Raw genomic sequence first — 26,708 nt, 5'->3', positions numbered from 1 at the left:
CTGCTAGCAAACAGATGGTGCTGTTGAAAGAATTGGTTCCCCTGATGGAAAAGGCGGGCAAGCATGTCACGCTGGTAGCGCCCACGGTTTCGGAATCAAGAGGTACTCTGAAGGACGAAGGCTTCCAAGATGCCGAAACGGTAGATAAACTCCTTTCTTCTCCTGACATGAAAGCCGCACTGAAAGGGCAAGTCCTGATTTGCGACGAAGGCGGTTTACTCGGAACGAAGAAAGCCACGGCACTCTTGGAACTGGCCGAAAAACAGGATTGCCGTTTGATCTTTGTAGGCGATACCCGCCAACATTCGAGCGTCGAACGTGGCGACGCGCTTCGCATCCTGAACACGGTCGGCGGAATCAAGACGGCGGAAGTGAGCCGCATCTTCCGGCAAAGGAATATCCATTACCGTGCGGCTGTTGAGGATTTATCGAAAGGCGACGTCAAAACCGCCTTTGAAAAACTGGACGGGATCGAATTCATTAAATCCGTTGATCCCATGAACCCACACGCAAGATTGACGGACGATTACGTCGCCGCTTTGAAAAAAGGCAAGACCGCCCTCGTGATTTCTCCGACGCATAAACAGGGAGACGAAGCCACAAGCGCTATCCGGGAAAAACTCCGCAAAGCGGGGTTGATCGGCAAAAAAGAGATTGCCGCCTCCCGGTTGGTCAACCTCAACCTGACCGAAGCGGAAAAATCCGATTGGCGGAATTTTAAAGAAGGGCAGCAAATCGTCCAATTCAACCAGCATGTGAAAGGGGCAAAGCGCGGTAGCACCTGGGCAGTTGCTTCCGTTCGGGAAACCCTGGTGGAGTTACGCAACGATAAAGGGCAATCCCTCATCTTGCCGCAGGATAAAGCCGGAATGTTCGATCTGTTCCACAAAACCGAGATCGGCTTATCGAAAGGTGATAAAGTACGGATCACGCGTACCGCCTTCGATGAACAAAACCGCCGCATGGATAACGGATGGATGTTCGATGTCGTTTCAGTGAGCAAAAATGGCGGGATTACCTTACGAAACCCAAGCGGCAAAACGACATATGTTTTGGGTAAGGAATTCGGCCATCTGGCGCACGCTTACTGCGTCACCTCGCATAACTCTCAAGGGAAAACGGTGGATGAAGTGTTCATTCACCAACCCGCCGCTACCTTCCCCGCGACGGATGCGAAACAATTCTATGTTTCCGTGTCGCGTGGCCGGGATGCCGCGCATATCTACACGGACGATAAAGACGCTCTGCTCGACCATGCGGTGCGCCTGGGCGACCGTCAATCCGCCTTAGAGCTTGTCGGGGGGATGGATAAACACCTCGAACATATCCGGCAGCTTCAACGCCAACCGGACGCGAAATCCGCCGTCACCAAACAGCCGATAAAAGAAACACCATTGAAATACACCATAGACCGCGATTATGAGCCAGGGCTTTAAGTTTAAATTCGATCAGATGCGCGAGGGCAACCCGACGCATGGCGGCGCATCTTCCGGCGACGGATCGGACGCGCAGGATGAGGCGTATTTCGCCGGAAGCAACGTACGAAACGTGAATTTCGTACTGGCTAATGGGGATGAAGTCTTTTTAAACTATGCCTATCTGGTGTCTTGCAGATATTTCATCGGTGAAAATAAAATCGTTATGACCTTTACCTCCGACGCGGTTACGTTGACAGGAATTCACATGAAAAATCTGCATGCCGATCTTCGGCGGCATATACCGGAACAAATCGTTTGTTCCGATCCGCGCTACAACGCCACCACCGAAAAGGACAAGCCCGTCGTGAATGAAATTCATATTACAAATAACGCCTAAATGAAAAAATACTCTGTGATCGGTGCCATGCCCTAATTGAAAACCCATGAGTTATTGGCAATAATTGGATTATATTGCTTATGCAAAAACACCCCTGTACCACATGACCCAAAGCAGAAAAGTTGATATTATAAAATCCAAGTTGCAAACCTTTACTCCCGAGGAAGTAGTAAAGAATAATATTCCAATAAATAATATCATTTTCAAAACGGATAAGCCTGAATTGAAATGGATTGAAGAATCGACAAATAGTCTTGCTGATTGGCGACAGCGTTTTTTAAGCACTTATGCCCGCTGGGCAATGTCGATTAATGGGCTAAACTTAGCGCATCAAAAATACTCTAGTCCGAATTTCTATCAAAGAATGCAATTTGCTGTCCGATCCCAAAGACGAATGAAAGAAGGAGGAATAACCCGCGAAAATATAATTGTATGGGATGGGAAAACTGCCGCTGAAATGCACATGCAAACCGTAAACTATTTGAGCGAATATGGAATCGTTGATCTATATGCGGCATTAGAGGACTTCGTTTTCCACATATATAAAATTTATCTTAACGCACATCCCGAAAGATTGTTACAAGGAGATGAATTCAGACCATTAAAAAGACTTTTTAGAGATAAAGATACAAGTGATGAAGCAAAACAGGCATGGGAAACAGGTTGGGAAGAAAGATTGCTAAACTGGCAGAGAAGAAAGCTCTATGATGGATTGCACAAAGTATTCCTTGCATATTGTAATGATGCAGGTTTGAAAACCCCTAGCCACTATAAGGATACAGACCCAGAAAAATGGGCAGATAGCATCGAGTTTATTGGGCTTATAAGAAACCATTTGGTACATGGCGCAGTGAAAGTAAATAAGGCTTTGGGAGAATTCTCTAATGACAAACCTTGGATACCAGACATGTTTACCGAGGGAGATGATTTAACATTAGACCTAAGTCATTTAGAAGCAGTTGAGCTATTTACCGCACAAATTTGCGACGCTTTAAATTTCTCTCTTATGGAGAGAGCCTAAAAGATTACAGTACCAAACATCATATCGATATTGGAAAGCGCCCCGTGATCACGGGGCGCTTTTTGTTACTTACAGGTACAAGGTTGTACGAATGTCGGATCGGGGTGACTCGCTTCTTCATCGCTTATCACGTAATCGACTTCTTCCGTCGTGAAGGTATCCATGATGGAGTAATCGCCATGAGGATTAGGATGACGTGCATAGTCGTTGTTCAAGCATAATTCCTGCAAATCTTCGACGATTGCAAGCCGAGCTTCTTCAATGGTTTCATAACCGTTAGGGATGATCGTTCCATCCTCCAATTTTTTATACCAAGTCAACTCGCCGCTTCTTGCCATGAATTGGCAAGAATTTGATAACGAACGGTCGAGTCTTTGTTGATCCAACAGACCCGGTTTGCTTCATCAACGGATAGACAGATCGTCAAAGTTTCTTTCGTAATGCTGTCGATGATGTGATAGTCGTCGGACTGATATTTTATTGCGTAAGCCATTGTAGCTTCCCTTTCTGTAGGTGTTGATGGTTACAGGGGAGAAAACCGCCGAAGGTTAAGTGACCGTCCGGCAAGAATTTTGCCGCGCGAGGAATCCCCGCAGGGGTGGGGAAAATTCTTGTTGGAAGCAAGGGAACGCCTTCGGCATTCTCACCCTGTATCCATCCGTCAACACCAAGGAAAGAGAATAACCGATGGCATGAGCATAAAAAAACAGCGCCCGAAACGGACGCTGTTTTGCGGATAGCGGATTAATTTGGCTCTATATCGAGGATATTGTCAATCTTACGATCCAACCAGGGCGGCTGAAGATCGAAGCCGCACATATCGGCGGCGTTCAATACATACTCAACGTCTTCTTCGTGGAGATCATCAGGATCGTTTTCTTCGATCAGGTCGGACAAGAACCCTTCTTTACCGCCATAAGGCAATGTGTGGAATAACTCCAATGTATCACCGTTCATCATGGCAACCTGATAATCGTCGTTGACAAGAAAAACGTAACCGCTGCTCATGTTCATAGCCGGACGTACATTGTCGAAGCTGAATTCTTCCGGCAAGCCGTTTTCAACCCATGCGACGAGTATATCTTTCAACATACGGATTTCGCGGAAGCCGAATTTGCCTAAGTTTTCGGTATAGTAATCGGTCATGTTTGGTTTCTCTTTCTGTAGGTGTTGATGGGTACAGGGGAGAAAACCGCCGAAGGAGCGTGACCGTCCGGCAAGAATTTTGCCGCGCGAGGAATCCCCGCATGGGTGGGGAAAATTCTTGTTGGAGCAAGGGAGCGCTTTCGGCATTCTCTCCCTGTTCCATCCATCAACACCGCAAAGAAAGCCGGGTGACGGATGGAAACGGCGAATAGGCAAAAGAAAAGCGCCCCGGAATCCGAGGCGCTTGAGAGGTTCGATTACAGCTTATATCCCGGCCATTTTTTCGGTACATGCTGTATCAACACGGTATCGTCTTCCGTGATTGCATCGCATACCCGTGCGGCACTGGCGTAAACGCTGATCGGATATTTACCTTTAAAATCCAAGTCGCGTTCAACGCTCCAAATGCCCTTTATTTTAACGCTGTCCATCTCATTAAGATCGACGTAGCCTAGTTCGGGAAAGCCCATGCCGAGATCGCATAAACCGAATGCAAGACGCGGTTCGTCCGGGTCGATCTCGGTTAAAAGCCAGGTGCATCCCGTTCCCGGATAAAAGAGCTTTACGACCGGGACATGATCTTTTTCACGGTTTTCAGGTGATCCGTTTTGCCAAAGCTGTTGATGTTGAGCGATCGTAAGAAAGCGGTACATCATTTTATTTCCTTTCTGTAGGTATTGATGGTCACAGGGAGAAAAACCGCCGAAGGGTCGTGACCGTCCGGCAAGTATTTTGGTCGGGCGGGGAGTCTCCTGCGGAGACGGCGAAAATACTTGTTGGAAGCAAGGGAGCGCCTTTCGGCATTCTCCCGGTAACCAAAACATCAAGACCTATAGAGAAAGGAATTCCGCCCGCTTGAGACGACGAACGGCTTAACGCGGATCAAAGAAGCCGAGTTCCTTCATGTGCCAAGCGCTGACGCCGAGATACGGCGCATAGACACGGTTCATCGGCATATGCAGGAGCCGATCTTCTGTTTTGAAAAAGTTATTGAGGGATTGCGTAGCGTCCTTGCCTGTTTCGCAATTATCCATCCAGGTATGAGCGACCCTATAACCGTAGCCTTTTATATAAGGCGTGGGCCTTGGGAGATTGGCCATGCAGTTTAGAACGATAGCATCGTCCTTGAACATTCGCCCGTTTTCCAACCGGATCAGCGCCGCCATGAAATCCGCATCGTCTTTGAAGATGTGAATTCCGTCGGGCTTGACTTGCGTGCCGCGAATAAAGGTGATGTAACGCTTGCCGATAAATCCCTTGCGGAACGGATTGCTGTAAGACCAGCCACCGACTTCGTTGCGAAATCCGAGCGCAAAGAAAGTCTCTTTCGTTCCCCGTTGGCAAATACGAATCTCCTTCATGTAAGACTTTGCGACGCTAAGAGGAATGCCTTGGTTTTCGAGATGATGAATGAGGATCGGATTTGAGATCGGTTTGATCCCGTCAACGAAAAGGCTTTTTTCTTGCAGTGTGACGGGAATGGGTTCGACGACTGGCCTAATTTCCGGCGCAAGTCGGCTCATAATCGTAATCCAACGTACCGCATCGGCTTCCGTAGAGCTTTCGCCTCTGTTCTCCAAATAACGGCATACATATGTAATGACGTCGGATTCTTCGGCATTTTTCGGTTGCGTTGCTTTTAAACCTAAGATATTCAAGATAACACGAAGCGGGACACGCTTCGCCTGTTCGATGTTCATTACGAACTCCTAACGGAAAGTAGTGAATGTGTGGGGACACTGGAATTGAGCAGGAAAGAAAGGCCGTTGCGCAAACAACGGCTTTTCTCCTTTAAGGGTTGAGTTCTGCTTCCAGAATTTTATCCAAGTTGGATTTTCGGTACAAAACGATACGCTTCCCCATTTTCAGGGGTTTCAAATCATATCGTTTCGTACAATCTCACACGGCCAATGTGCCGGGGGATTTCCTTAGATATTTTGCAGCTTCTTTGCGGGTGAGTAACGGATCATCATCTTTTCATTGCGCCATGCGCACTCCTTGGAAATAAGATTGAGAAAATTGGTAAGGAGAGGTTGCGGCCTCTCTTTCGGGAGGCGCGTTGTACGGCAAAACATAATCATCGTGCAACATAAAAGTGCATCGCTCATTAAAATAAATAGCGACGTACTAAAACATGATTGTTATACGATTTTATTGATCGTGCATATTTTCGATGACGGGATTTTCAGCGTTGAAAGATCATTTTTAAAATACTGCTTGTGAATATGATGCGTTGCGCGAGAAACGAAAAAATCGTTTCATCGTTTCGCGTTATTTTTTTCGCTGCCTGTGCCAACGTAGTTATCCAGCCCGTGCCTCGATGCTTATTCTGACCTTCAGATATAAAAAAGAGGCCCATAAAATGGCCCCTCTGATTCGAGAACAAAGCATTGAACCGTCCCAAACGGTGAGCCAGACGTCCAAAACGAAAAGAATTATTTTATTGGTGCTGTATAGTTCTTAATCTTTGCCATAGCACTAGCATAGCATTTCAAGAGACAACGCTGTCCGTAAAAGCATTAGTGAGCTATTCAACTATTTGAAAACATTGGTCGGGTAGATAGGATTCGAACCTACGACCTCGTCGTCCCGAAAAATTATTCCCTATCTTTTATGTATATTATTCTTCTTGAAGAAATAAATTATTTCATTCTCTTAATTGAAATTTGTGATACAAGCGCATTAACAAAGCCGGACGGCTTTTAACGTTCGTCATAGCACTGGCATAGCACTAGGGAACTGTAGTGAATAAAATCAATTTTAGAAAAGATGCCCTGGATGGCCTTGTAGGACAAGGTAAGCGATATACCGTTTTTGACGCAAAGACGCCGAGTCTTTGCCTAATCGTCTATCCAAGTAATGCCAAAACCTTTTTCTTATACCGGAACGTCAAAGGGCGACCCAAACGGATAAAAATTGGCCGATACCCCGATCTCTCAGTTGAAAACGCCAGAAAGGAAGCCGCCAGACTTAACGGCCTTATTGCCTTAGGCCGTGATCCGCATGAGGAACGTAAGGCAGAACGTAAGGAAATGACCTTCTACGAGCTGTATGAAACCTACCATAATCAATACTTGGTTCCGTTTAACAAGAAGAATATCAACCAGGACAGAAAAAGGCTGGAACAACATTTCTTTCCATTTTATGGCAATCACAAGGCCAGCACGATAACGCCCGAAAAAATCCGTCAAAGACATGCAGAAATAGGTTTAAAGTCAAAATCGAGTGCAAATCGCGTTATTGAAATCATTAGCCCCGTGTTTAACTTTGGTCGAAAGATTGGAGCTTACAATGCTAATAACCCTTGTTCTGCATTGACCAAATTTAAAAAGACAAGCCGAGATCGTTTTCTGAGTACCGAAGAGCTGACTTCCTTTTTTACAGCCTTGCAGTCGGAAGAGCAGCTTTATCAAGATTATTTCTCTCTCCTTTTATTCACTGGCGTTCGTAAATCAAATCAATTGTCGATGCGCTATGCGGCTGTTGATTTTATTTTAAGTCGTTGGCGGCTGTCTGATGCACAAACAAAAAACGGAGAGGTAAATATTATTTACCTACCCAAGCCAGCCCTTGAAATTCTAAAGCGTAGAATGGAGGAAAATAAAAAGTCTGAAACGCCTTCTTTATTTGTGTTTCCTGGAAGCGGGAAAATGGGCCATTTAAAAGACCCCAAAAAATCGTTTCAACGAATCCGTGACCGGATGAAAGTTCAAGATATTCGTATTCATGATCTGCGCCGAACGTTGGGTAGTTACATGGCGATTACCGGGGCAAGCCTACCTATTATCGGAGGTGCGCTTAATCATAAAAGTCAGGATTCAACTGAAATTTATGCGCGTCTTTCGCAAACCCCCATCGACAATGCAGTTAATAAGGCTGTAAATGTCATGATCGGCAATAATATCTTTTCGCGCTTCATGGAAAACAAAGAGCTTTTAGCGGTCGCGTTAGAAGGAAACGAAACAATTAGGTTTAGTGACCTGATTGCGGCTTAGCGCCCAAACAACAAAAGCCATGTTATAAATCGCTTAAATAATCAACTATTTTATCATATATTGAGATAAGAAATCACAGTTATCTTAGTGGAAAGTAACTTTTATGGAATTGGATTCAACAAACGTTCATATCTATATTGGCGCTCCGGTAGAAGTGGAGTCTGAGCGGAAATTGCTTATACACCTTCTAAAGATACTTTCAACAAATAGAGAACATGCATTAATATTTGCAAACCTGCATATTAATAATACACAAATTGATTTTATTGTTGTTACCGAAGAAAAAATCATAGTAATTGAAGCTAAAGGTCAATTAGCTGCAATTCATGGCATTAAAAATGGAGCTTGGAAAACCCTAGTAACCCCTGGCGTGTATAAACCGACAAGAAATTACTATGAGCAAACTCTTAAAGCAAAGCATGCTGTAAAAGACGCCATAACCTCCTTTTTCGGAGTAGAACCTGATTATCCTGATGCTGTATTGGCATTTGTTCCTCGCATCCCTTTAAACTCATCTCTCCCAGAGAGTGATCATAAAGTTAAAATTGAACATCAAGAATCACTAACTGATTTAAGTGGGTTTAAGAAAAACAATACATTTAGCCTTGAAGATTGGAAAAAATTTGCAATCAAAAATGGTCTCATAAATATCAGTAATGTCAATTCTGCAATTGATAAAAAGATTTTTGATGCCGAAGCATTAATAAAAAAATACTTGAACAATTTTAATCACGCGTATGAATATTATATTTCGGAATTTGTAGAATTTGAGTGTTCTCTTGAAAATACTATAATAAACACTGGCGATGTAGTTAAACTAAGTAACATTCATATTCTTGGGCCTTCTGGATGTGGGAAAAGCCTTCTTTCAAAAAAAATTGGTTTTAAAAATTTAGATACGGAAAATGTCCCTCTTATTATTGAAGCAAAATATTTTGGAACGGCCTTTCGAGCTTTGCTTGAGAATGAAGTACTACTTCTAGGCGCTCCTTCATTAAAGGAATTTCTTAATGCCTGCACGAGACTAAATCTTACCTTACTGATCATCTTAGATGGATATAACGAATGCCCTCTATCTGAGCAAAGACGATTAGCCAGAAGCCTACTGGCACTTGGATATCGTTATTCTACAAAGTTTATAGTTACCTCTCAGAAAGAGCACGAGCATCTAAAAATCTTAAACCTAACGCAAATAGCGGTTATTGAGCCTAGTTTAGAGGTAAAGAAGCAAATTTCTGGATTAATCTCCGGCAGTCCGGATCAGGAGATTTATAACTCTTTACTAATGACGGTTAGAAGTGGATTGGAGTCTCGAATTATAGGACAAATTGGTAATGATCTCCCCAAAGGAACAAGTCAGTTTGCGCTTTTTGATTTTTATGCTCGTATTAAACTTAATGAATATGCAACGGATGGTATCCAAGCTCTTGCTCTTTTCGCTAATTGCTTGTCTGATCGCGTTGCCTTCAGTTTGACCATACGTGAATTTGATCGATTCGCAATTCAAGAAGGAGTTTCTACAAAGATATTAGATCATCTTTTTAGAACACAATTATTAATCAAGCACGGTGATAGAGTAAGTTTTTATCATGAACTTTTCTTCCACACCTTTATTGCAGAGAACATCATAAGAAATGCACAAAACAATCCCGAGAAAATCGCCTCAGCTCTAACATCGCCTAAGCACCAGGATGGAAAGACGTTTATTTTAGGAGCAGTGGATAATGACATGCTACTTAAAGATATTTTGGAAAGAACGGAAGATTATCGTTTAATTATTTCCATTGCTGTAGGAGATTGCGGAAAATTTGCAGATGAATGGGTAAAATATGAATACGGCATTTTATTAGATAGCATACGAACGGAGATAGAAGGTTTATCATTTAAAATTTCAGAAACGGAATTAAATAATATCCTTATTGAAAATGTAAAAACATGGACTAAAAAAGAACTTGCGCTAATAAATGCCTTACCTGAATTGATAATCCAGGGAAAATATTTTTCGGAGATAATTGATATGATTTATCTCATGGATGAAAAGTTAGACAGCGCACATGGAGAACTGAGAGAACAAGCTAAAAAATTAGACATCGCACTACGGTCTTCTCTCTTTTCAACTATATATGTCGGTTTTGGAAAAATGTCGGCTGCGCTAGGCTTAATAGTAAGCAAAATTCATTCAGGGATATTATTGTTCTCCAACATTCGCACTAATAATATTGTTTACGACGTTGAACGAATAGATAAATTAAATCTTTCAAATGGACAGTTGTATTTTTTATTGGCAATTTGCCGTGTTACAAGAGATTATCAACCTCTAATTCCACATTTTGCTTATTGGATTAATGAAAAATGGCGATATATACCTTATCATCTGAAATTGGACTTACTTCATAGCTGTATGTATTGTAGAGAAGATGAAAAAGAACGTTTAGCCGTTATAGATGCATTACATAGTCTTCCGCAGGATATGCACGTATTCTTATCTACCTCGCTTTTCGAAGCCCTTCAAAGTTTAGGGGCTTTAGATGAAGACGAAAAACAATATGAGTCAGTCGTAAAAAATGAAATCAACCAAGTCTTAATTGACCCTCTAAACAATGATTCCGAGTTGCTTGCATATCGAATTTATTCTTCCTTTTTTGATCATCCATATAGCGGCTCCTATTATTCTGTATATTCTGAATTACCTCCTGAAAGTCAAAAAATATTGTTGACATCGGCATTAAGAGGCGGAACTTCCTCGAACTTTTTTATCAATCCTTTAATTCGAGACTTGTCCGCATTTAATGACTTTGATTCCGGTGACATTATTAAAGAATGGACTAAACTTCCTGAAAGAAATAATTCATTTCCTCAAGATAGTATGCGAGTATTATTTACGGCATATGCAACTTTAGGGAAATTAAATTACCCACTCGAGTCAAGACTTGATGATGCAAATGAGAGTACTGCTAACGCTTTAATAGCTTGTGCCGAAATACTTTATTGGTGCAACAGAAGTGACTTAGCTAATAAAGAGAAACATTATAAAAGAATTTTTGATGTATTAGATAGACATGAGTTAGGGGCATCATTAGATGCTATAAAGCAAGTCGAGCGCGAATTTAACTCTGAATATTACAAAGACGAAAATAAGATAACTTCAATTGCTAAGAAATTTCCAGAGAAAGTGGCAGAAATTTGTCGAAAGGCATTATTAAACAGATCAAAGCAGAAATCGTATTTAGAATGGGAACGTATAGATCAATCTCTAGACTTTGCAGTTCAGATATTAGGCATTTATGGAAGCAAAATTGACTTACCACTTTTGCGCAGTCTAGTAGACGATAACCTATTAGGTCAAACATCCATTAAATCGATTAGATATTTAGAGGCCAATTAAAGTTTCTCTTGCTCGTGTTTCTCTAATTGTTCCACGATGAAATGAGCACGTTCACTCAATAACACCATAGTTAAAGTAAACCTAAATCATATTTAAGTTCAGGACAAATCTCTGCTGCGCGCTCTTGAATGGTTTTAATTAGACTAATGGTAAACCATGGGTCTAATTTAAGCGCGCCTAATTTTTCAAAATAATATCTCAACCTTATAAAGAGTTGCGATATCATCACCAGATTTGTGAAGAAATTTTCTCCTTGCTGCGTTGGCTGCAAATATTTGCTCATGGAAAGAAGCTCTTTCTCATCTGTTGGAAGGGCATTAATTAATTTAGAGATGTCATGCCCCGTTTTTTCAATACCATGAAGACGAAGAAGCAATTTTATGTGCAACTCCAAGGAAAATGACAGACACATGAAAGCAGGACTTGAAAAATCCATATCATGGCCCGTTAGAAAAGCTCCAGTATTAGACTTTCTTGCCTTTTCTTGAATTGCTTGATATTTTTTTACTCGATCCTTAAATAGCTTCTCTTGTTTTGGGGCCAGTTCCATATAAGCGTCGTAGAAGCTACGCGCATCTTTAGCTAAAATTTGTAGTGATAAATCTATATTCATTCGGCGAATTTCACTATTACTGATCATATGGGGTTGATTTTATAATATTACGCTTAGTATTTCCATTCCAGTTAAAATCTGTCTTTGGCATTTTCCTCTAAATATTCCCCGATAGAATCGGCGTCGTAAAGGATGATCTTCTTCTCGGGTTGGGAATAACGTATTTTCCCTTCATCGCGGAATTTCTGTAATGTCGTTTTGCTGGTGATATTCAAACGCCTCATGGCTTCCTCACCGGAAATCCATTTATCGGATTTAGATTATTTTTTTCTTTAATGCGTTCGACAACCTTCTCAATCAGAGCATAGAAAGCGTCGTCTTCAAGACAAATGACCTCCATTCAAAAGAGTTTATAGCTTCCTAATATAAGAACTATTTGCCAAGAAGCATAAACGCGCCATGTGTTTATCGTAAGAAGTTGATGTGCGAAAATGTTGTAGGATTGTTGTAGTGAGGTTTTGATGTTGTAGTAATTTTGCACAAAAAACATCACCCTATAAAACGACAAAACCCGCGACTAGCGCGGGTTTCATTTTTGTGCCCAGAACAGGAATCGAACCTGCACTCCGTTGCCGAAACAAGATTTTGAGTCTAGCGCGTCTACCAATTCCGCCATCTGGGCAATCAATTGACAGCGACCTACATACTGTATTGCTATCAATTGCGGGTTGCAAATGTATGTATTAGTTTCTGAATATTCAAAGAAATTTGAAAAAAAATTTAAGATTTGTTCCCCATCCCGCTGCTTAAGGTAGTACCACTGAATTTAGAAAGATCTTTACAAGTATAGACAGCATACAGGCAATGCAGCGAAAGGAATGCTGTATACCCTGAAAATATTCCGGATCTTCAGCAGCATTTCGCGAGTTACGGTCAATTATATACCGCTGCCAATAGTGTATTGGCTCACGTAGCCATTGAAATTGAATCAAATGTCAGAAGAGAAGCCACATCTTCCAAAGACGAGTAGGAGGCAATATAAGCATCTGGTCTTATCAGAATGGCTATATTGTTATATGGAACACTATCGGTCCAATAATCCTCCGGCCGTTGGTTGGCGTAGACCCGGATGACTTTTACAAATGCAGGAATGGTAAGTACACCTTCATATACTCCACAAATCAGCAGGGTGAATTGTGTATAATCGAGGAGAGAATAAAATCTCGTTTCACTATCCCCACTGTAAAGTTTAAAATCATACACCCGCGTGCCAATTAGCTCCCCGGTTCCATATCGGATTCCCATCCCCGTTATATTCCCCGCATATCTTTGCACGATCTTTACATAGTCCTGCGCGTGTGTACCCTGCGCTGAAAACTTCGTAGAGCGCACCAGCTTGCCAGAGGCCTCGATAACACTTTGTGCAACAGGCCGGCGCTCCGATTCATATGTTGCCAGCAGCGATGCAGAAACACCGAAATGTTGCACCATATGTAGCTTCCACATAAGGTTAAATGCGTCTGCAAGCCCCGTATTAAGGCCCTGTCCGCCATTAACAGAATGAATATGACAGGCATCTCCCACAAGAAACACCCTTTCCGCTACAAAGAATTTTTCAGCTACTGACTCCTTAACGGAAAACTGGGAAAACCAGGCAACTTCTTTAAAGCTCAACGTATGCGGCTGCAAAGCACGGTTGATCTTGCCGATGGCCTCTTCAATAGTAAAATCTTTCGTATCCATCCGCACATAAAACCGGTCAATATCTCCCTCCCGTGGAATCCACGCCACATCAGAAGTTTCCGCCTGGAAGGCAATGATCTCCGTTACCTTGGGAAAATCCGTATCAATAACCCCATCGATAACTGCCCATACAAGCTGTGGGCGTATCACTTCAAATGGTATACGGAAATGTTCACGGACAAACGAACGGGAACCATCTGCTCCAATCACATAACGGGAGGAAATTTCCTCTCCGTTTGAAAGCCGGGTAACACATCCATCTGCCGTAACCCGGATATCCTCCACCGCCGTCAAACGCTTTACAGCAGCGCCTATCTCCTCGAGCTTCCTGTCCAGTAATTTTTCCACAAAAGACTGCCCCAGCATAAGAAAATGCTTATGCAGACAGCCTTCCAGTTCATCCCACCAGGTCGATTGCCTGGAAATGAACTCACCATGGGCCCAAACAGAACTCGTATTACATTGTTTTCCTTGCGGATAGAGCTCCTCAAATAGCTTCACTACCTCCAGCAGCTGCAACGTACGGGCATTGAGCGCGTCCGCCCTGCCAACTTCCAAAGGACCGGGAGTTTTATCAACGATTACAGTACGCAGACCACAAAGCTGGCCCAAATAGGCGCACATCAAGCCCACAGGCCCTGCGCCAACGATGACGATGTCAACTATCGGTTGTTTCATTTGTATGCCTCCAAACCAGGGTTTTTAAATGCGGGCGAACTGTTCACATGTACCCGCTGCAAATGGCGGTAAGCATCTGCAGCATAAGCTTCACGACCGTGCAAGAGGGTAAAGTTATCAGCAATAACTACATCTCCTTTTTGCCAGGTGTGTGCATAATACACCGCCGGATCATAAAGAGCGGCCTTTAACTCCGACTGAATTTCTTCCAGTGCATTTTCCGACACGCCCAGAAAATCGATAACAGGTGGATTTATAAAATCAGGAATATCTCTTTCAGGGGGCTCATTATAACGCATCACCAACCGGTCTTTATAAGGATGTTTCGTTACAATAGGCGACAATGTGGTACTCTCATAGAATTCCATTTTTCGCGTATATCGCACCTGAATGTTTTCCCATAATTTCACCTGTTCCTCCGTGGCTTTCTCCAGCAGAATAGCAGTATTGGAAAAAGTGGTCCTGCCCCCCTGGTCTATATCTGGCGAATCTACACAGCGAAAGATCTGGTACTCCGGAACTTCCGGCCTATACATACCATCCCAATGTAACGGCACATAATTATTGTCAAAAATGTGATCTTCAGGGTTAGGCTGCTTCTTTAATTCAAGGACCTTACCGAAAGGCCATAAACTGATCTCACCCCAACGCTCACAATAATCAGCAAAATCATCCGTAGTATTAAACGCCTTAAAGCCGCGCAACACAATCAGCTGCCCGCGCTCAAAACAGTCCTTGAGCAATCCGGTACTGATATCTTCAACGTTATCATCATTACTATATGCCTCTATTAAGAAGCCAAATGGTTGAAGAGCTGTAACTGTATATTTCATTTTATGGTAAGTTTATGATCATTAAAGTTTATAATAATCCGGACGGCCATTTTCATCATTGATCAACTGCGCAGCTAATTTTTCCGCCTCATGCCGCTTGACCAATGTAATGGCTCCCCCAATATCCAATGCCACACCATGCCATGGCGTAATCCGGCTTTCTGCAGATAGCCGGATACCTAGTTTAAGATCCCCGCACGTTTGCGGATGTATGGACAACCGGACATGTTCGGGAAACTGACCGGCAATAAGATTGCTCCACGCATTGCTGCGTTGTATTACACCATATGCACGCACCTTGGCATCCTTTTGAATTTCATTCCTGGACTTTAACTGACCGGGAAACAAGGCATCTTCAAACAAAAATTTTGTAATACCACTATACATTCGATTGGCTTCCCTATCCTCTCGCGATGCATATTCATTTGCACCCCGGCGTACCTTTTCTTTTAATAATGCAATGGGCTGACCGAATACATCCAGCAGCTCCTGCCTCATACAGTCAAAGTCCTGCCCCGTATACAACTGGTCCAGGTTAAACGTCGATAAATTGGTAAGGTCAAGCCGGGTAATGATAGCGTCTATTTCCCGTTGATAAGCTGTAATATCCGCATCTTTCATACCGATTATATCGCTGAACACCCTGCCATCCGAACATATAAGTATATGTGCCCCGGGAGGGTATATCTTCTCTATCGACTTACATAAATCATTTAAAAAAACTAGCGAATACCTTTCCGCCATGTCCGGCAGCGTTCCTAACACTTTAGAAGGATTGGGAGATTTACCCGGAAAAGCCGGTAGTACAAAGCTTACCGGCTTACCCTGCAATATAGAGGTCACAATTTTGGAGATATGGGGCTGGTAACAAGCCTCGCAGGGAAGACTACATACCTTCCCTTTTTTACTACTCACTATACGGAATCGCATGATATCAGCAAGAACATTTCGCGCTATCGTATAATTTGATTCCTGAGCATGCATAGGCTGGGGCCACACATTATGTCGGTTTTCATTAGTCATATAGCTGGTGCATTGATTGGATAGATAGAAATTGCTTCTCAGGCCAGTTGCATAGCTGAGACGAAAATTTTTTGTCGTCACGGTGGTTCCATAGATATGCCCTGCCTCATTGGCTGCTACGGGACTACACTGCAGAAATGATTGAGCGCAGCAACTGCATCCTGAATAAGAATAACTGCCTACTGAAAAATTAACGCGGAAGGCTCGTTAAAACTGGGCAACAAACTGACTACCAATCCGGTAATCGTTATTTTGGCATATTATAATCACCTTGCTTGTACGTGAGCATAGTTAGGATCTATTGGATAAGTTTTTCATGAGGTGAAATATTTAAGACGATTGGTTAACAGGTTAACGTAATGATTAAACGAAAATAATTGGTTTTTTTATAACCTCCAATTCTTCAATAACATTAATTTCAATAAACTAAATATTAATACATATCGAAAACGCCTGCTGAAAATGATGAGTAAAATATAACACATATAGCCCTTTATCAATTCGGATAATCCGAGCCAGCCCCACTATACTTCTTAGGCTTTTCACCCAAATGACTTTCAAACAATCTTGAAAAATGGCTTAAATTCGAAAAACCTAACCTATAACCAGCATCTGCTACAGAAAGTTTCTCTTCTCTCAATAACCGCGCGGCTTCTTGCATCCTGAACCGCTGGTAATAATTATAAATACTGTCGCCGAATATTTGCTTAAATAGATATTTTAATTTAGAGGTACTTACATTCGCAAAGGCTGCCAATTCAGCAATCACTGGGGGCGTATCCAGATTTTTTAAGATCCTCTCCCGTACCTTGTAAATATGCTCCACATCAATGTCCATCAAAGGATAGATCCTCGTCTCCTCTCTCTTTAACAGCTCCATTAATAACCTGCAGATCAACTCCTCTGCCTTCACACGTAGGAAAAAGAGCTTAAATACCTCATCCACCACATTCGTCATTATCTCATCCACAATCTTTTGCAACGGTGCCGTTATCATTTGCTCAAACAACAAGGGCTGCGTACTCAAGAGCAAGCTTTGTAAAGCAGCCGATCTTTCCGGCACCTCAATAAATCCCTTCAGGTACTTCGTATCTACTTCTATGTTCAAAACTTGCTTGTTTGTATGGATCTCCAAAGCATCCGCCTTAATACCGCCCGTAATCATTAAAACAGAAGGAATGTCCTTTACCAGCTTTTCCGCATCTAACTTTTCCTTTTTATCTATAACGTTTTGGAACTTGAAAACAACTACATCAGAAGGGATCTCAAAATTAAAATCATCGACAATAACCTTGTCTTTAAGTTCATAATTCATGATCAACATCCGTATATGCGCATTAAAAATAAAACCGCTGCAATAACCTCGGCCAAATTCTTCCGGAATTAACAGGGTATGACCGCTAACAGCAGCACCAAGCGCCTCGGCAAATACCTGTAGCACCTTGGGCAAATGACGAGACTTTTTGTCCATGTGTTGTCTTATTCGACTATTTTATGCACTAATATAGCTATTTTAAACCATAACAGATGCCGAACTTTGACTTATTAATCTGACAAATAATGAGCATAACATCAATAGGCAAAGTAGCCATCATAGGCGCCGGTCCGGTAGGACTCACAATGGCAAGATTACTCCAGCAAGCTAACATAGCAGTAACTGTCTATGAAAGAGATGAAAACCCGCAAGCCAGGATCTGGGGAGGCACACTGGACCTGCATAAAGAATCAGGTCAACGGGCCCTGGAAAAGGCCGGTCTGCTGGATGCTTATTACTCAATAGGCATACCCATGGGAAGAATAATAGTCGACCAGCAGGCCAATCACCTGTTCACCAAAGAACCGGGCCTGGAAAGCCCCGAGATAAACAGGAACAACCTGAGAAAACTGCTGCTGAATAGCCTGGCAGATAACACCGTCATTTGGGACAGAAAATTCATCGCTCTCGAAGAAAACAGAGGGAAATGGCTCATACATTTCGAGAATCAACCAGATGAAACAGCAGACTTTGTCATAGGCGCCAATGGCGGAATGACCAAAGTCAGACAGTATGTTACCGATGCCGAAGTAGAAGAGACCGGCACTATTATTATTCAGGGAGAAATATTGCAACCCGAAATCAATTGCACCCGTTTCTTCGCCCTTTGCCAGGGAAAAATACTCATGGTCGCCTACAATGGTATCCTCTTCGCCGCCAATCCCACAAACAATGGCGCATTAACTTACAACGTCATCTTTAAGAAACCCGATGAATCGAAGACCGGATTCGATCTCGACCTCCACAAGAAAGAGACCATATGCAACTTCCTGTTAGAGAAATTCGCTGATTGGGACGATGTTTTCAAAGCCCTGATCCATGCTACCTCTTCTTTCTGGGGACTACCTACCAAACAAATCCCATTAGATAAACCCTGGATACACAAACGTCCTTTACCTATAACACTCATTGGTGACGCAGCACACCTGATGGGACCGTTCGCAGGCCAGGGCGTGAATACGGGACTACTGGATGCACTAACGCTGGCCGATAACCTTACCCAGGGTAAATTTGAAACCATCGGGCAGGCAATCGAAGATTACGAACAAAAAATGTTTGTATACGCTTCCGCAGCACAGCGCGATTCCTGCCGCAACGAACTGGAAGTCCTCAGTCCAGGGTTTTCCATTCAGCAACTCCTGCAAAAATTCATCAGGAAATCCTAACATCTTAGCACTTCATCACCTTTCTCCGTAATTTAGCCCCTGGCTCAACAATATCAACGACAATCCGCTAGCAAAAATCCTGACAAAAAAAAGCAAAATGAAAGTCATCGTAAAAACACTATTGGTAGTTCTATTCACTGTCGCCATTTTAAAGGGTAACGCTCAAAACAAAGCGCAATTCAAACCCAAAGTAGTTTACAAATCCAAAGACTTAATTATAACCCAAATTACCAAACATACTTTTGAACATGTCTCCTTTTTGCAAACCAATGATTTTGGCAACGTGCCTTGCAATGGCCTCATCATCACCAACAACAAGGAAGCAATTATCTTCGACACCCCTACCAACGACGAAAGTGCCCAAAAGTTGATCAAATGGCTAAAAGAAACATTGCATTATAAAATAAACGCCATCATCCCTACCCATTTTCACGACGACTGCCTGGGCGGACTAAAAGCTTTTGATGAAAATAATATTCCCTCCTATGCCTATTTCAAAACAATCGAGCTGGCAAAAGAAAAAGGGTTTACAGTTCCTAAAAATGCTTTCAGTGATTCACTTGCCTTAAAAGTAGGTACCCAAAATGTTACCGCTAAGTTCTTCGGAGAAGGACATACAAGAGATAACGTAGTAGGTTATTTCCCGGCCGAAGACATAATGTTTGGAGGTTGCCTGATAAAGGAATTAGATGCCAGTAAGGGATATTTAGGCGATGCCAATGTTACCGCCTGGTCAAATACCGTTGAAAACGTAAAAAAGGAATATCCAAATGTAAAAATCGTGATCCCAGGACATGGAGCATACGGAAATAAACAACTACTCGATTATACAATCACCCTGTTTAAGGTCAAATAAAATATCGACCTCCAAAGCCAGGGGTATTGTAATGGTAATCCTCCTTCACATTACCCCTGGACAACACCTCAAACTCCTAATTCCCCTGGCACCCAACAAAAATACAACATGGATACCACGCCCACCCATCACCAGCGCATCGCAAAGATGACCTTCGCCTCCGTCTATCCCATGTATATCGCAAAAGTCGAGAAGAAAGGCAGAACAAAAGCAGAACTGCACCAGGTAATAGAATGGCTCACCGGCTTCGACAACAACCAACTACAGACCCTCATCAACGATAACGTAACCTTCGAATCCTTCTTCCGGCAAGCCACATTGCACCCCCATGCCCACCTCATCACCGGTACCATCTGCGGATACCGCATAGAAGAAATAGATAACCCGCTGACAAAACAGGTCCGCTATCTCGATAAACTGGTCGATGAACTGGCAAAAGGCAGAAAAATGGACAAGATCCTACGCGGATCATAAAAACAACACACCAACCAACGCTTAACAGCCCCTCCAAGGATATTTAACCCTTTCACTTACCCATTCCTATAGCTCTCCTGTATCATTCCTATAGCATTCGTATAGGCATTGTATAAGCGAGGCATATAGTTGCATATACAATGCTTATACAACGCTTATACACCCTATATGCAACAAAATTGCAACTAATTGGTTATCAAATATATAATCGAATAACAACTTCCAATTATATGTCCCCCCCCATACTCTTCGACACCGGCACCAAAAAAGAAGGCCATATCTCCACCCTGCAACTTTCAAACAGACAAGAGAGCACATGGTATCACCATGGCCCCCAGTTCGGGATCAGGTGTCTTTAAACCCTCTTCCCTCCTTCCCGATCGCACAAAAACAATTCGCGGGAAATGAAGTAACTTAACTGTAAACGCGGCTTATGACCATAGCGGATAAAATATGGGCTTTTAACCAGGACCGGTATCCTACCACCGTCAGCAGAAAATATGCCCTCCTGCGTCAAAGTGCTTTCCGCTTCTTCCGCGGTACCTGCCACCTCTTTTATGAAGAACTGGCCCAAAAGATATCCTGGGAAGACCCTACCAAAGCCTGGATATGCGGAGATCTCCACCTCGAAAATTTCGGCTCCTATAAAGGAGACAATGGTCTGGTGTATTTTGACATGAACGACTTCGACGAAGCATTACTCGCTCCTGCCACCTGGGAACTGGTACGCATGCTGACCAGCATCTATATAGCGTCAGATGAACTGGCCTTCCGGCAGGAAGACCTCCAACAACTATCACATACCTACCTGGACACCTACCGTCAGGTAATGCAACAGGGAAAAGCAATGGTCATCGAAAAAGAGACCAGCCACGGCCTCCTGAAGTTTTTCCTGGAACAGGTAGCCCTGCGCCGGCACAAAACATTTATCCAAAGCAGGATCATCACCAGGAAAAAACAAAGCACCCTCCTCATCGACAACGAAAAAACACTGGCCCTCAACGAACCGGATAAAACTAAAATAAAACAGCTGCTGGATAAAGCACTGGCCCGCTGGCGGCCGGACATCACCGTACAAACTAAAGACGTCGCCATACGTATCGCCGGTACCGGCAGCGTCGGACTACTACGCTACGTAGCCCTCGTATACAACCAGACAAACGACAAATTCCACCTCCTCGATATAAAAGAGGCTAGAACATCCTCCCTATCCCCCTATGTCTCCATTCGCCAACCTGCCTGGCCGGACCAGGCCACCCGCATTATAACCCTCCAACAACGGGTACAACACGTGTCGCCCGCCATGTTGCATACCTTACCCATAGACAACAGAAGTTTCGTGGTCAAAACATTACAACCTACCCAGGATAGAATGGACCTCACACTTTGCAAACGCCGCCCCGAACGACTGGCCGACATCCTGAAAACAATGGCAATCATCAACGCCTCCGGACAACTACGAGCCTCCGGAAGACAAAAAGCCTCCAATGCAGACGCCCTTATCCAAATGGCAGAAAACCGACATTGGGTACGCCCACTGCTGCAATACGTTAAAGCCGCCGGCAAAAAGGTACAACAAGACTATACCGCCTATTGCAAAGCATACGACACAGGCTTTTTTAATAGCTACTGAAATGCCATGAGAAGCACACCGTGTGAGACATCCACTGGTGAGCCACCTAATGTCTACTTGCTGGAATAACGTCTTACCCAATCCTGGTACCACCCTAAAAAGCGGAAGCTGTCTTTGCCAAACTGCGGCGTCCCAACGTATGTTTATTTGTGAAGTATTAACTCCATCTGGATATTACATCGCTCATAAGGGGTCGGACGTCCCGTCACTTTCTGAAACCCCAATTTTGCCTGCCAAAATATTTTTTAGTCCCCGTAAATGCTCATTCCCGAAAAGACCGGAAATATGAGAGAAAATGGATAAAATTACGCCAGGCAAGCGTGTTACCTGCCTATCTCGGGCAAACCGACAGTTCCCGGACAATACCCCTCACCGATGATCTTACCGGTCTGACCGTCGGGGCCGATCATCCCATATATAACAATACGCTGCCCCGTCCCCTCCACCGGCAACCCTCAGACCATGCCGCCCGATACCGGGAATAGGATATTTTTTTAGCCCTATTAAGCCAGAAACGATAATTTTGCAGTCCTAATCATACAAAATCAGGTGAAAGATTGTCATAGTAGTAGGATTTCTTATCTGCCACAGGCCGCTATAGCCGGCATAACATTACCAGAGAAGTTCACTTTCCCCTTTTATTACGAACCACATCCACTTGCCCAATTAGCCGCCGCCGAACTGCAACACTACCTGGAAACACAAACAGACCTCGATCATAACTTCGGACTAGATACCAGTAATAAAGCTTCCGCTATCGGCAAGATGTTTGGCGTCCTGGTCGTACAGGATACCAAAGGCAAACTGGGCTATTTGTCCGCATTCTCCGGTAAACTGGCCGGTACCAATGACCACCCGGGATTTGTTCCGCCAGTATTCGATATGCTCACGGAAAACAGCTTCTTCCTCAAAAAAGTCGAAGTAATCAACACAATCAACACCCAATTAAAGGCAATAAACGCAGATACCAGTTACAAACACCTGCACCACAACCTGGAACAATCAACCTCCCGGTCCCTGCAGGAAATAACCGCTTTAAAAAAACAACTAAAAACAAATAAACACAACAGGCAGACACTGCGCCAGGCACTAAAAAGCCGTCTGGAACAGCAAGAATATGAAGCCGCCGAATCGGAACTCGTCAAACAAAGTTTGTACGATAAACGCCAGCTGAGAGACCTCACCAACAAATGGAAAGAGGTGCTGGAAAACATCCAGACAAAGCTCGCACAATTCAATACAACTATCGAAAACCTGAAACAGGAACGCAAAGAAAGATCAGCAGCCCTGCAACAACAACTTTTCGATCAATATGTCTTTTTAAACAAAGAGGGCAAAAGCAAAAGTTTACAGGAAATTTTCAGCACAACCGCTTTGGGCCAACCACCGTCCGCAGCAGGCGAATGCGCCATGCCCAAGTTGTTGCAGTTTGCCTTCTTGAATGGCTATAAGCCAATTGTTATGGCAGAGTTCTGGTGGGGAGCTTCACCCACCTCAGAGATAAGAAAACATAAACACTATTACCCCTCCTGTACAGGTAAGTGTAAACCGATTCTGGCACATATGCTGGAAGGAATACCTGTCGACGAAAACCCACTTTTACACAACCCGGAGAAAACCAGCCCCCTTGAAATACTCTTTGAAGATGAAAACCTCGCTGTAGTCAACAAGCCGGAAGGACTACGCTCTGTCCCCGGCGTAAACATACAGGACTCCGTATATACAAGACTGAAAGCGATATGGGGAGATACAGAACCGTTGATGATCCATCGCCTGGATATGGATACCTCCGGGCTGTTGGTCGTAGCTAAAACCGTAGGCACACACAAACATCTCCAAAGACAGTTTTTACAACGCACCGTAGTCAAACGCTATACAGCCTTGCTGTCCAAAGTGATCGAAGAATCAGAGGGAGAAATAAACCTCCCGCTATGCGCCGATCTGCTAAACCGGCCCAGACAACTGGTCTGTTTTCAATCCGGCAAAAAAAGCGTCACCCGGTGGAAAGTGATCAAACGGCTGGAGGCTATGACCAAAGTTATTTTCTGGCCACTTACAGGAAGAACACACCAACTAAGGATGCACTCAGCACATGAACTTGGACTCAATGCCCCCATAGTAGGAGATGACCTCTACGGCGCCGCATCCGAAAGAATGTACCTGCATGCTGCATACATCGAATTTCTACACCCGCAGAAAAGAGAACGGATCAGCTTCGAAGTCCAGGAAAATTTCTGATTGACTACCGCATGCATACGAATGCCTCCAAAGCCAACTCAATCAAAAACATAAGAAAAATTTACCGTAGCCTATAAACAGCATAAAAAAAGCCAGGGAAATTCCCTGGCTTTTTTTATATATCAACCACTGACCATAAAATCAGCGTAGAAGGTATATGAATGCTATCTCATGCTACAACACATCGTTATTTGCCCTGTCAATATCCGGAATTATTGATCGAAATGTACAAACTGCTCTTCCGTATGCAGGTTAAAGAAGCCATCATAGCGTTCTGAAAAACTGGTGAGATCATCAAACCATTTCGGGTTATCATTGACTGCCTTGGCCTTAAACAAACGATAGGCCGTATCAGGTATCCTATGCTGCAAAAACCGCAGGTGAAATACATCATCTTCAATATCCAGTAGTTCTACTTTGCCGCTCGTCATCGACATTACAGGCCCTCTTACGGTCCTGCCCAATCCACTGACATTATGTATAGCCTGCCGGTAGATAGACAAAGCATTCTGCAAAGGCTCAGCGAAATAATGTTGAGCGCCGGTATCGCGGGGCAGAAACATATAATAAGGGATACAGCCCAGTTGCACCTGATAATCCCACATCCGGGACCATACAGCCGGATTATTATTTATGTTACGCAGTAACGGCGCCTGGGTACGGATCTCCACCCCTATTTTCCGGAGGTTACTGATTGCATCCCCGACCACCGGTGGCATCATTTCCACCCAATGATTGAAATGTGCCATGATCGCCAGATGTTTTCCTCCTTGTACAATTCGCTGCAACACCTGAAGCAGCTCCTCTTTCTCAGGATCAGAAGTGAACTTATTCGGCCAATAAGTAAGAGCCTTCGTACCGATCCGGATCGTTTTAAGGCTTTTTACTTTCATCAATGGCGCAATATAAGCATCCATGATCCTAGGCGACATGATCATCGGATCTCCGCCTGTCAGCAATACCTCCGAAACATGCGGATTGGCCTCCAGGTAATTTACCAGCAGGTTTACCTCTTTGGCCTGTATCTTGAAATCCAGATCGTTGATAAATTGAGGCCAGCGGAAACAAAAAGTACAATAAGCGTGACAAGTTTGACTGTGACTGGGAAAAAAGAGGATCGTATGCCGATACTTATGTTGCATACCTTCCAGTCTTTCACCTTCGAGAAATGGTACATTGTGAAATGTCTGTCCTGCAGGATGTGGATTAAGTTCCATCCGGATATCATGCACCAAAAAACGAAATGCTTTATCATCCAGGTTCTTCTTTCCCCAGACGATCTTATCATAGTGCTCCTCAATCAGCATCTCGCGATGAGGGAAGTTCAGCCGGTATATCGGATCATGTGGAACATCATCCCAGTTGATGAGGTTCTCCAACACATAATTGTTCGTTTTAAAGGGATATACCTCGCTTACTATTTTTATTTCATCAAGCAGTTGAGCATCTATATGTCTTAACTGTGGAATATTCTCCAGATTATTGATGTTAAATGATTTGAACTTAGTCATTGTCTATAGATTATGGGCATAGCAATGGGATTTCAGGGCATTCTTTTCTCTAAAAGGTGGGGCTTTTTTACAGACTTGCGGGCAAATAACTAAAGACAGAACCCCGGTATGTATATTTTATATCAGGTCATAGATACCAGCACTTTCCGTTCACCGGTAAATGGTAATCTACCATGCAGCGACAACATATTATCGACCATTAGCAGATCTCCTTTCTGCCAGGGCACAGGTATCAGCACTTCATCCAGTAATTTTACAATCTCTTCTATATATTCCTGCTGGATTTCCGTACCGTCACCATATCTGGCATACATAGGCAACGCATCATGCTCATTGTTACATAACTGCATCAGGGTATTGAATACATCTTCTCCATAAATGATCGGATAAAACTGATCTACCTGGTTAAACCATATCCTGTCGCCCGTAACAGGATGTCGCCTGATAGCGGGTCGTACCTGTACTAATCTCACAGCATCACCTGCCTTCCATTGTACTTCTATTGCATTCTTTTGGCAATATTCTTCCAGGAAAGTTTTACTTTTCGTTTCGAAAGCCTCCTGCCAGGAAGGACCAAGCCCGGCGCCTCCATGCAGATTACGGATATAGGTAATGCCCTTTCTTTCGAATTCTTCTACAATTTCAGGCGACAGCAGATCTAGCATTCGTTTAGCATCTCCAACAGTCGTCTCCCCTCCCGTCGTAGCCACGTTAATACAACAAAAGAAAATCCTCGACGGCCATAGATTGGAATATGAATATTCTGTATGCAATCTGATGATAGCTCCATTATCATATTCTGATGCATTGTATACATTCGATGTATGCTTACTCCTACTAGAATTCCCATCCAGAAAACTATCAGACTTCGGACAAATTTGCGCCATAAGCTGGCTAAAATCACCTATAGTATTTATTGCTACACCTCTTATCAGCAAAGCACCAGACTTCAATAAGCTGGTCTCCAGCCATTCTTTATTGCTATTGTGCCAATCGACAAATTCGGAGATCCCCGTATTGGCTTCAAGCGTTACTAGCCGGGGTAGTTGTTCCTCTCCAATGGTTATCTGATTTTTTTGTAAGCTCATAACTATATTTTTTTGT

Annotated in this window: 22 protein-coding genes and 1 tRNA gene; 10 read left to right on the top strand and 13 right to left on the bottom strand. The window is 43.4% G+C overall.

Going from position 1 to position 26,708, the window contains the following annotated elements; genetic code table 11:
* The first annotated feature begins 14 nt into the window (after positions 1–14).
* The 3 genes from KTO58_RS08030 to KTO58_RS08020 all read left to right on the top strand — a co-directional run bounded on the left by KTO58_RS08030 (position 15) and on the right by KTO58_RS08020 (position 2,836).
* Complete coding sequence (locus KTO58_RS08030) at positions 15–1,436, top strand: ATP-dependent DNA helicase (RefSeq protein WP_225860127.1); 1,422 nt, start codon at positions 15–17, stop codon at positions 1,434–1,436.
* Entirely contained in the window at positions 1,420–1,815 is a 396-nt protein-coding gene (locus KTO58_RS08025) for a hypothetical protein (protein ID WP_095839879.1), read from the top strand. Before KTO58_RS08030 ends, KTO58_RS08025 begins: the two co-directional genes overlap by 17 nt.
* 103 nt (positions 1,816–1,918) lie before the next feature.
* Complete coding sequence (locus tag KTO58_RS08020) at positions 1,919–2,836, top strand: hypothetical protein (protein ID WP_095839880.1); 918 nt, start codon at positions 1,919–1,921, stop codon at positions 2,834–2,836.
* A 65-nt stretch (positions 2,837–2,901) separates the two neighbouring features.
* On the opposite strand, the gene KTO58_RS08015 is transcribed toward KTO58_RS08020, so the two are convergent.
* The 4 genes from KTO58_RS08015 to KTO58_RS08000 form a co-directional block, all read right to left on the bottom strand.
* A complete protein-coding gene (locus KTO58_RS08015) occupies positions 2,902–3,174 on the bottom strand; it encodes a hypothetical protein (protein ID WP_095839881.1) in 273 nt (90 codons plus the stop codon).
* Between the two features lie 406 nt (positions 3,175–3,580).
* The gene (locus tag KTO58_RS08010) at positions 3,581–3,982 is read right to left on the bottom strand and encodes a hypothetical protein (protein WP_157753109.1); all 402 of its coding nucleotides are present in this window, start codon (positions 3,980–3,982) and stop codon (positions 3,581–3,583) included.
* Between the two features lie 257 nt (positions 3,983–4,239).
* Entirely contained in the window at positions 4,240–4,638 is a 399-nt protein-coding gene (locus tag KTO58_RS08005; protein ID WP_157753110.1) for a DUF2958 domain-containing protein, read from the bottom strand.
* 216 nt (positions 4,639–4,854) lie between these two features.
* Positions 4,855–5,682, bottom strand: a complete 828-nt coding sequence (locus KTO58_RS08000) for a DUF8464 domain-containing protein (protein WP_095839883.1) — start codon at positions 5,680–5,682, stop codon at positions 4,855–4,857.
* Between the two features lie 1,044 nt (positions 5,683–6,726).
* On the opposite strand from KTO58_RS08000, the gene KTO58_RS07995 reads away from it, so the two are divergent.
* Both KTO58_RS07995 and KTO58_RS07990 read left to right on the top strand, forming a co-directional pair.
* Complete coding sequence (locus KTO58_RS07995; RefSeq protein ID WP_095839884.1) at positions 6,727–7,977, top strand: tyrosine-type recombinase/integrase; 1,251 nt, start codon at positions 6,727–6,729, stop codon at positions 7,975–7,977.
* A 103-nt stretch (positions 7,978–8,080) separates the two neighbouring features.
* Entirely contained in the window at positions 8,081–11,362 is a 3,282-nt protein-coding gene (locus KTO58_RS07990) for an NERD domain-containing protein (RefSeq protein WP_095839885.1), read from the top strand.
* 70 nt (positions 11,363–11,432) lie between these two features.
* Here KTO58_RS07990 and KTO58_RS07985 read toward each other — a convergent pair whose 3' ends face one another.
* The 7 genes from KTO58_RS07985 to KTO58_RS07955 all read right to left on the bottom strand — a co-directional run bounded on the left by KTO58_RS07985 (position 11,433) and on the right by KTO58_RS07955 (position 17,663).
* Entirely contained in the window at positions 11,433–12,002 is a 570-nt protein-coding gene (locus KTO58_RS07985; RefSeq protein WP_095839886.1) for a hypothetical protein, read from the bottom strand.
* A gap of 44 nt (positions 12,003–12,046) precedes the next feature.
* Positions 12,047–12,199: a hypothetical protein gene (locus tag KTO58_RS07980; protein ID WP_198314976.1), complete on the bottom strand. Its 153-nt coding sequence runs from the start codon at positions 12,197–12,199 to the stop codon at positions 12,047–12,049.
* A gap of 314 nt (positions 12,200–12,513) precedes the next feature.
* Positions 12,514–12,597 (bottom strand) — tRNA-Leu (locus KTO58_RS07975).
* Positions 12,598–12,881: 284 nt separating this feature from the next.
* Positions 12,882–14,336 (bottom strand): FAD-binding protein, encoded by a 1,455-nt coding sequence (locus KTO58_RS07970; protein ID WP_095839887.1) that lies wholly within the window; start codon positions 14,334–14,336, stop codon positions 12,882–12,884.
* On the bottom strand, positions 14,333–15,169 hold the full coding sequence (locus KTO58_RS07965) for a TauD/TfdA dioxygenase family protein (protein ID WP_095839888.1): 837 nt from the start codon (positions 15,167–15,169) through the stop codon (positions 14,333–14,335). The genes KTO58_RS07970 and KTO58_RS07965 overlap by 4 nt, the downstream gene beginning before the upstream one ends.
* A gap of 21 nt (positions 15,170–15,190) precedes the next feature.
* Positions 15,191–16,099, bottom strand: a complete 909-nt coding sequence (locus KTO58_RS07960) for an L-tyrosine/L-tryptophan isonitrile synthase family protein (protein WP_198314977.1) — start codon at positions 16,097–16,099, stop codon at positions 15,191–15,193.
* Between the two features lie 589 nt (positions 16,100–16,688).
* Complete coding sequence (locus KTO58_RS07955; protein ID WP_095839889.1) at positions 16,689–17,663, bottom strand: helix-turn-helix domain-containing protein; 975 nt, start codon at positions 17,661–17,663, stop codon at positions 16,689–16,691.
* 89 nt (positions 17,664–17,752) lie between these two features.
* Between KTO58_RS07955 and KTO58_RS07950 the strand changes: the two genes are divergently transcribed.
* The 5 genes from KTO58_RS07950 (at position 17,753) to KTO58_RS07930 (ending at position 24,093) form a co-directional block, all read left to right on the top strand.
* On the top strand, positions 17,753–18,892 hold the full coding sequence (locus KTO58_RS07950) for an FAD-dependent oxidoreductase (RefSeq protein WP_095839890.1): 1,140 nt from the start codon (positions 17,753–17,755) through the stop codon (positions 18,890–18,892).
* Between the two features lie 97 nt (positions 18,893–18,989).
* Positions 18,990–19,748, top strand: a complete 759-nt coding sequence (gene bla / locus KTO58_RS07945) for a subclass B1 metallo-beta-lactamase (RefSeq protein ID WP_095839891.1) — start codon at positions 18,990–18,992, stop codon at positions 19,746–19,748.
* A 108-nt stretch (positions 19,749–19,856) separates the two neighbouring features.
* Positions 19,857–20,222: a DUF2200 domain-containing protein gene (locus KTO58_RS07940; RefSeq protein WP_095839892.1), complete on the top strand. Its 366-nt coding sequence runs from the start codon at positions 19,857–19,859 to the stop codon at positions 20,220–20,222.
* Between the two features lie 433 nt (positions 20,223–20,655).
* Entirely contained in the window at positions 20,656–21,855 is a 1,200-nt protein-coding gene (locus KTO58_RS07935; protein WP_095839893.1) for a DUF2252 domain-containing protein, read from the top strand.
* A gap of 549 nt (positions 21,856–22,404) precedes the next feature.
* A complete protein-coding gene (locus KTO58_RS07930; RefSeq protein WP_095839894.1) occupies positions 22,405–24,093 on the top strand; it encodes a pseudouridine synthase in 1,689 nt (562 codons plus the stop codon).
* Between the two features lie 212 nt (positions 24,094–24,305).
* On the opposite strand, the gene KTO58_RS07925 is transcribed toward KTO58_RS07930, so the two are convergent.
* Both KTO58_RS07925 and KTO58_RS07920 read right to left on the bottom strand, forming a co-directional pair.
* Complete coding sequence (locus KTO58_RS07925; RefSeq protein ID WP_198314978.1) at positions 24,306–25,604, bottom strand: KamA family radical SAM protein; 1,299 nt, start codon at positions 25,602–25,604, stop codon at positions 24,306–24,308.
* 122 nt (positions 25,605–25,726) lie between these two features.
* Positions 25,727–26,692, bottom strand: a complete 966-nt coding sequence (locus tag KTO58_RS07920) for a TauD/TfdA family dioxygenase (protein WP_095839895.1) — start codon at positions 26,690–26,692, stop codon at positions 25,727–25,729.
* Between the last annotated feature and the right edge of the window lie 16 nt (positions 26,693–26,708).

This window comes from Chitinophaga pendula (genome assembly GCF_020386615.1).
Classification (GTDB): domain Bacteria; phylum Bacteroidota; class Bacteroidia; order Chitinophagales; family Chitinophagaceae; genus Chitinophaga; species Chitinophaga pendula.
The sequence above is the reverse complement of the archived record's forward strand: the minus strand, read 5'-3'. Positions and strand labels throughout refer to the sequence as shown.

Bases quoted from the DNA above. Each gene is read 5' to 3' on its own strand.
- KTO58_RS08030 (WP_225860127.1), top strand. From the start codon at position 15: ATGGTGCTGTTGAAAGAATTGGTTCCCCTGATGGAAAAGGCGGGCAAG.
- KTO58_RS08025 (WP_095839879.1), top strand. From the start codon at position 1,420: ATGAGCCAGGGCTTTAAGTTTAAATTCGATCAGATGCGCGAGGGCAAC.
- KTO58_RS08020 (WP_095839880.1), top strand. From the start codon at position 1,919: ATGACCCAAAGCAGAAAAGTTGATATTATAAAATCCAAGTTGCAAACC.
- KTO58_RS08015 (WP_095839881.1), bottom strand. From the start codon at position 3,174: ATGGCAAGAAGCGGCGAGTTGACTTGGTATAAAAAATTGGAGGATGGA.
- KTO58_RS08010 (WP_157753109.1), bottom strand. From the start codon at position 3,982: ATGACCGATTACTATACCGAAAACTTAGGCAAATTCGGCTTCCGCGAA.
- KTO58_RS08005 (WP_157753110.1), bottom strand. From the start codon at position 4,638: ATGATGTACCGCTTTCTTACGATCGCTCAACATCAACAGCTTTGGCAA.
- KTO58_RS08000 (WP_095839883.1), bottom strand. From the start codon at position 5,682: ATGAACATCGAACAGGCGAAGCGTGTCCCGCTTCGTGTTATCTTGAAT.
- KTO58_RS07990 (WP_095839885.1), top strand. From the start codon at position 8,081: ATGGAATTGGATTCAACAAACGTTCATATCTATATTGGCGCTCCGGTA.
- KTO58_RS07985 (WP_095839886.1), bottom strand. From the start codon at position 12,002: ATGATCAGTAATAGTGAAATTCGCCGAATGAATATAGATTTATCACTA.
- KTO58_RS07980 (WP_198314976.1), bottom strand. From the start codon at position 12,199: ATGAGGCGTTTGAATATCACCAGCAAAACGACATTACAGAAATTCCGC.
- KTO58_RS07970 (WP_095839887.1), bottom strand. From the start codon at position 14,336: ATGAAACAACCGATAGTTGACATCGTCATCGTTGGCGCAGGGCCTGTG.
- KTO58_RS07965 (WP_095839888.1), bottom strand. From the start codon at position 15,169: ATGAAATATACAGTTACAGCTCTTCAACCATTTGGCTTCTTAATAGAG.
- KTO58_RS07960 (WP_198314977.1), bottom strand. From the start codon at position 16,099: ATGCGATTCCGTATAGTGAGTAGTAAAAAAGGGAAGGTATGTAGTCTT.
- KTO58_RS07955 (WP_095839889.1), bottom strand. From the start codon at position 17,663: ATGGACAAAAAGTCTCGTCATTTGCCCAAGGTGCTACAGGTATTTGCC.
- KTO58_RS07950 (WP_095839890.1), top strand. From the start codon at position 17,753: ATGAGCATAACATCAATAGGCAAAGTAGCCATCATAGGCGCCGGTCCG.
- bla (WP_095839891.1), top strand. From the start codon at position 18,990: ATGAAAGTCATCGTAAAAACACTATTGGTAGTTCTATTCACTGTCGCC.
- KTO58_RS07940 (WP_095839892.1), top strand. From the start codon at position 19,857: ATGGATACCACGCCCACCCATCACCAGCGCATCGCAAAGATGACCTTC.
- KTO58_RS07935 (WP_095839893.1), top strand. From the start codon at position 20,656: ATGACCATAGCGGATAAAATATGGGCTTTTAACCAGGACCGGTATCCT.
- KTO58_RS07925 (WP_198314978.1), bottom strand. From the start codon at position 25,604: ATGACTAAGTTCAAATCATTTAACATCAATAATCTGGAGAATATTCCA.
- KTO58_RS07920 (WP_095839895.1), bottom strand. From the start codon at position 26,692: ATGAGCTTACAAAAAAATCAGATAACCATTGGAGAGGAACAACTACCC.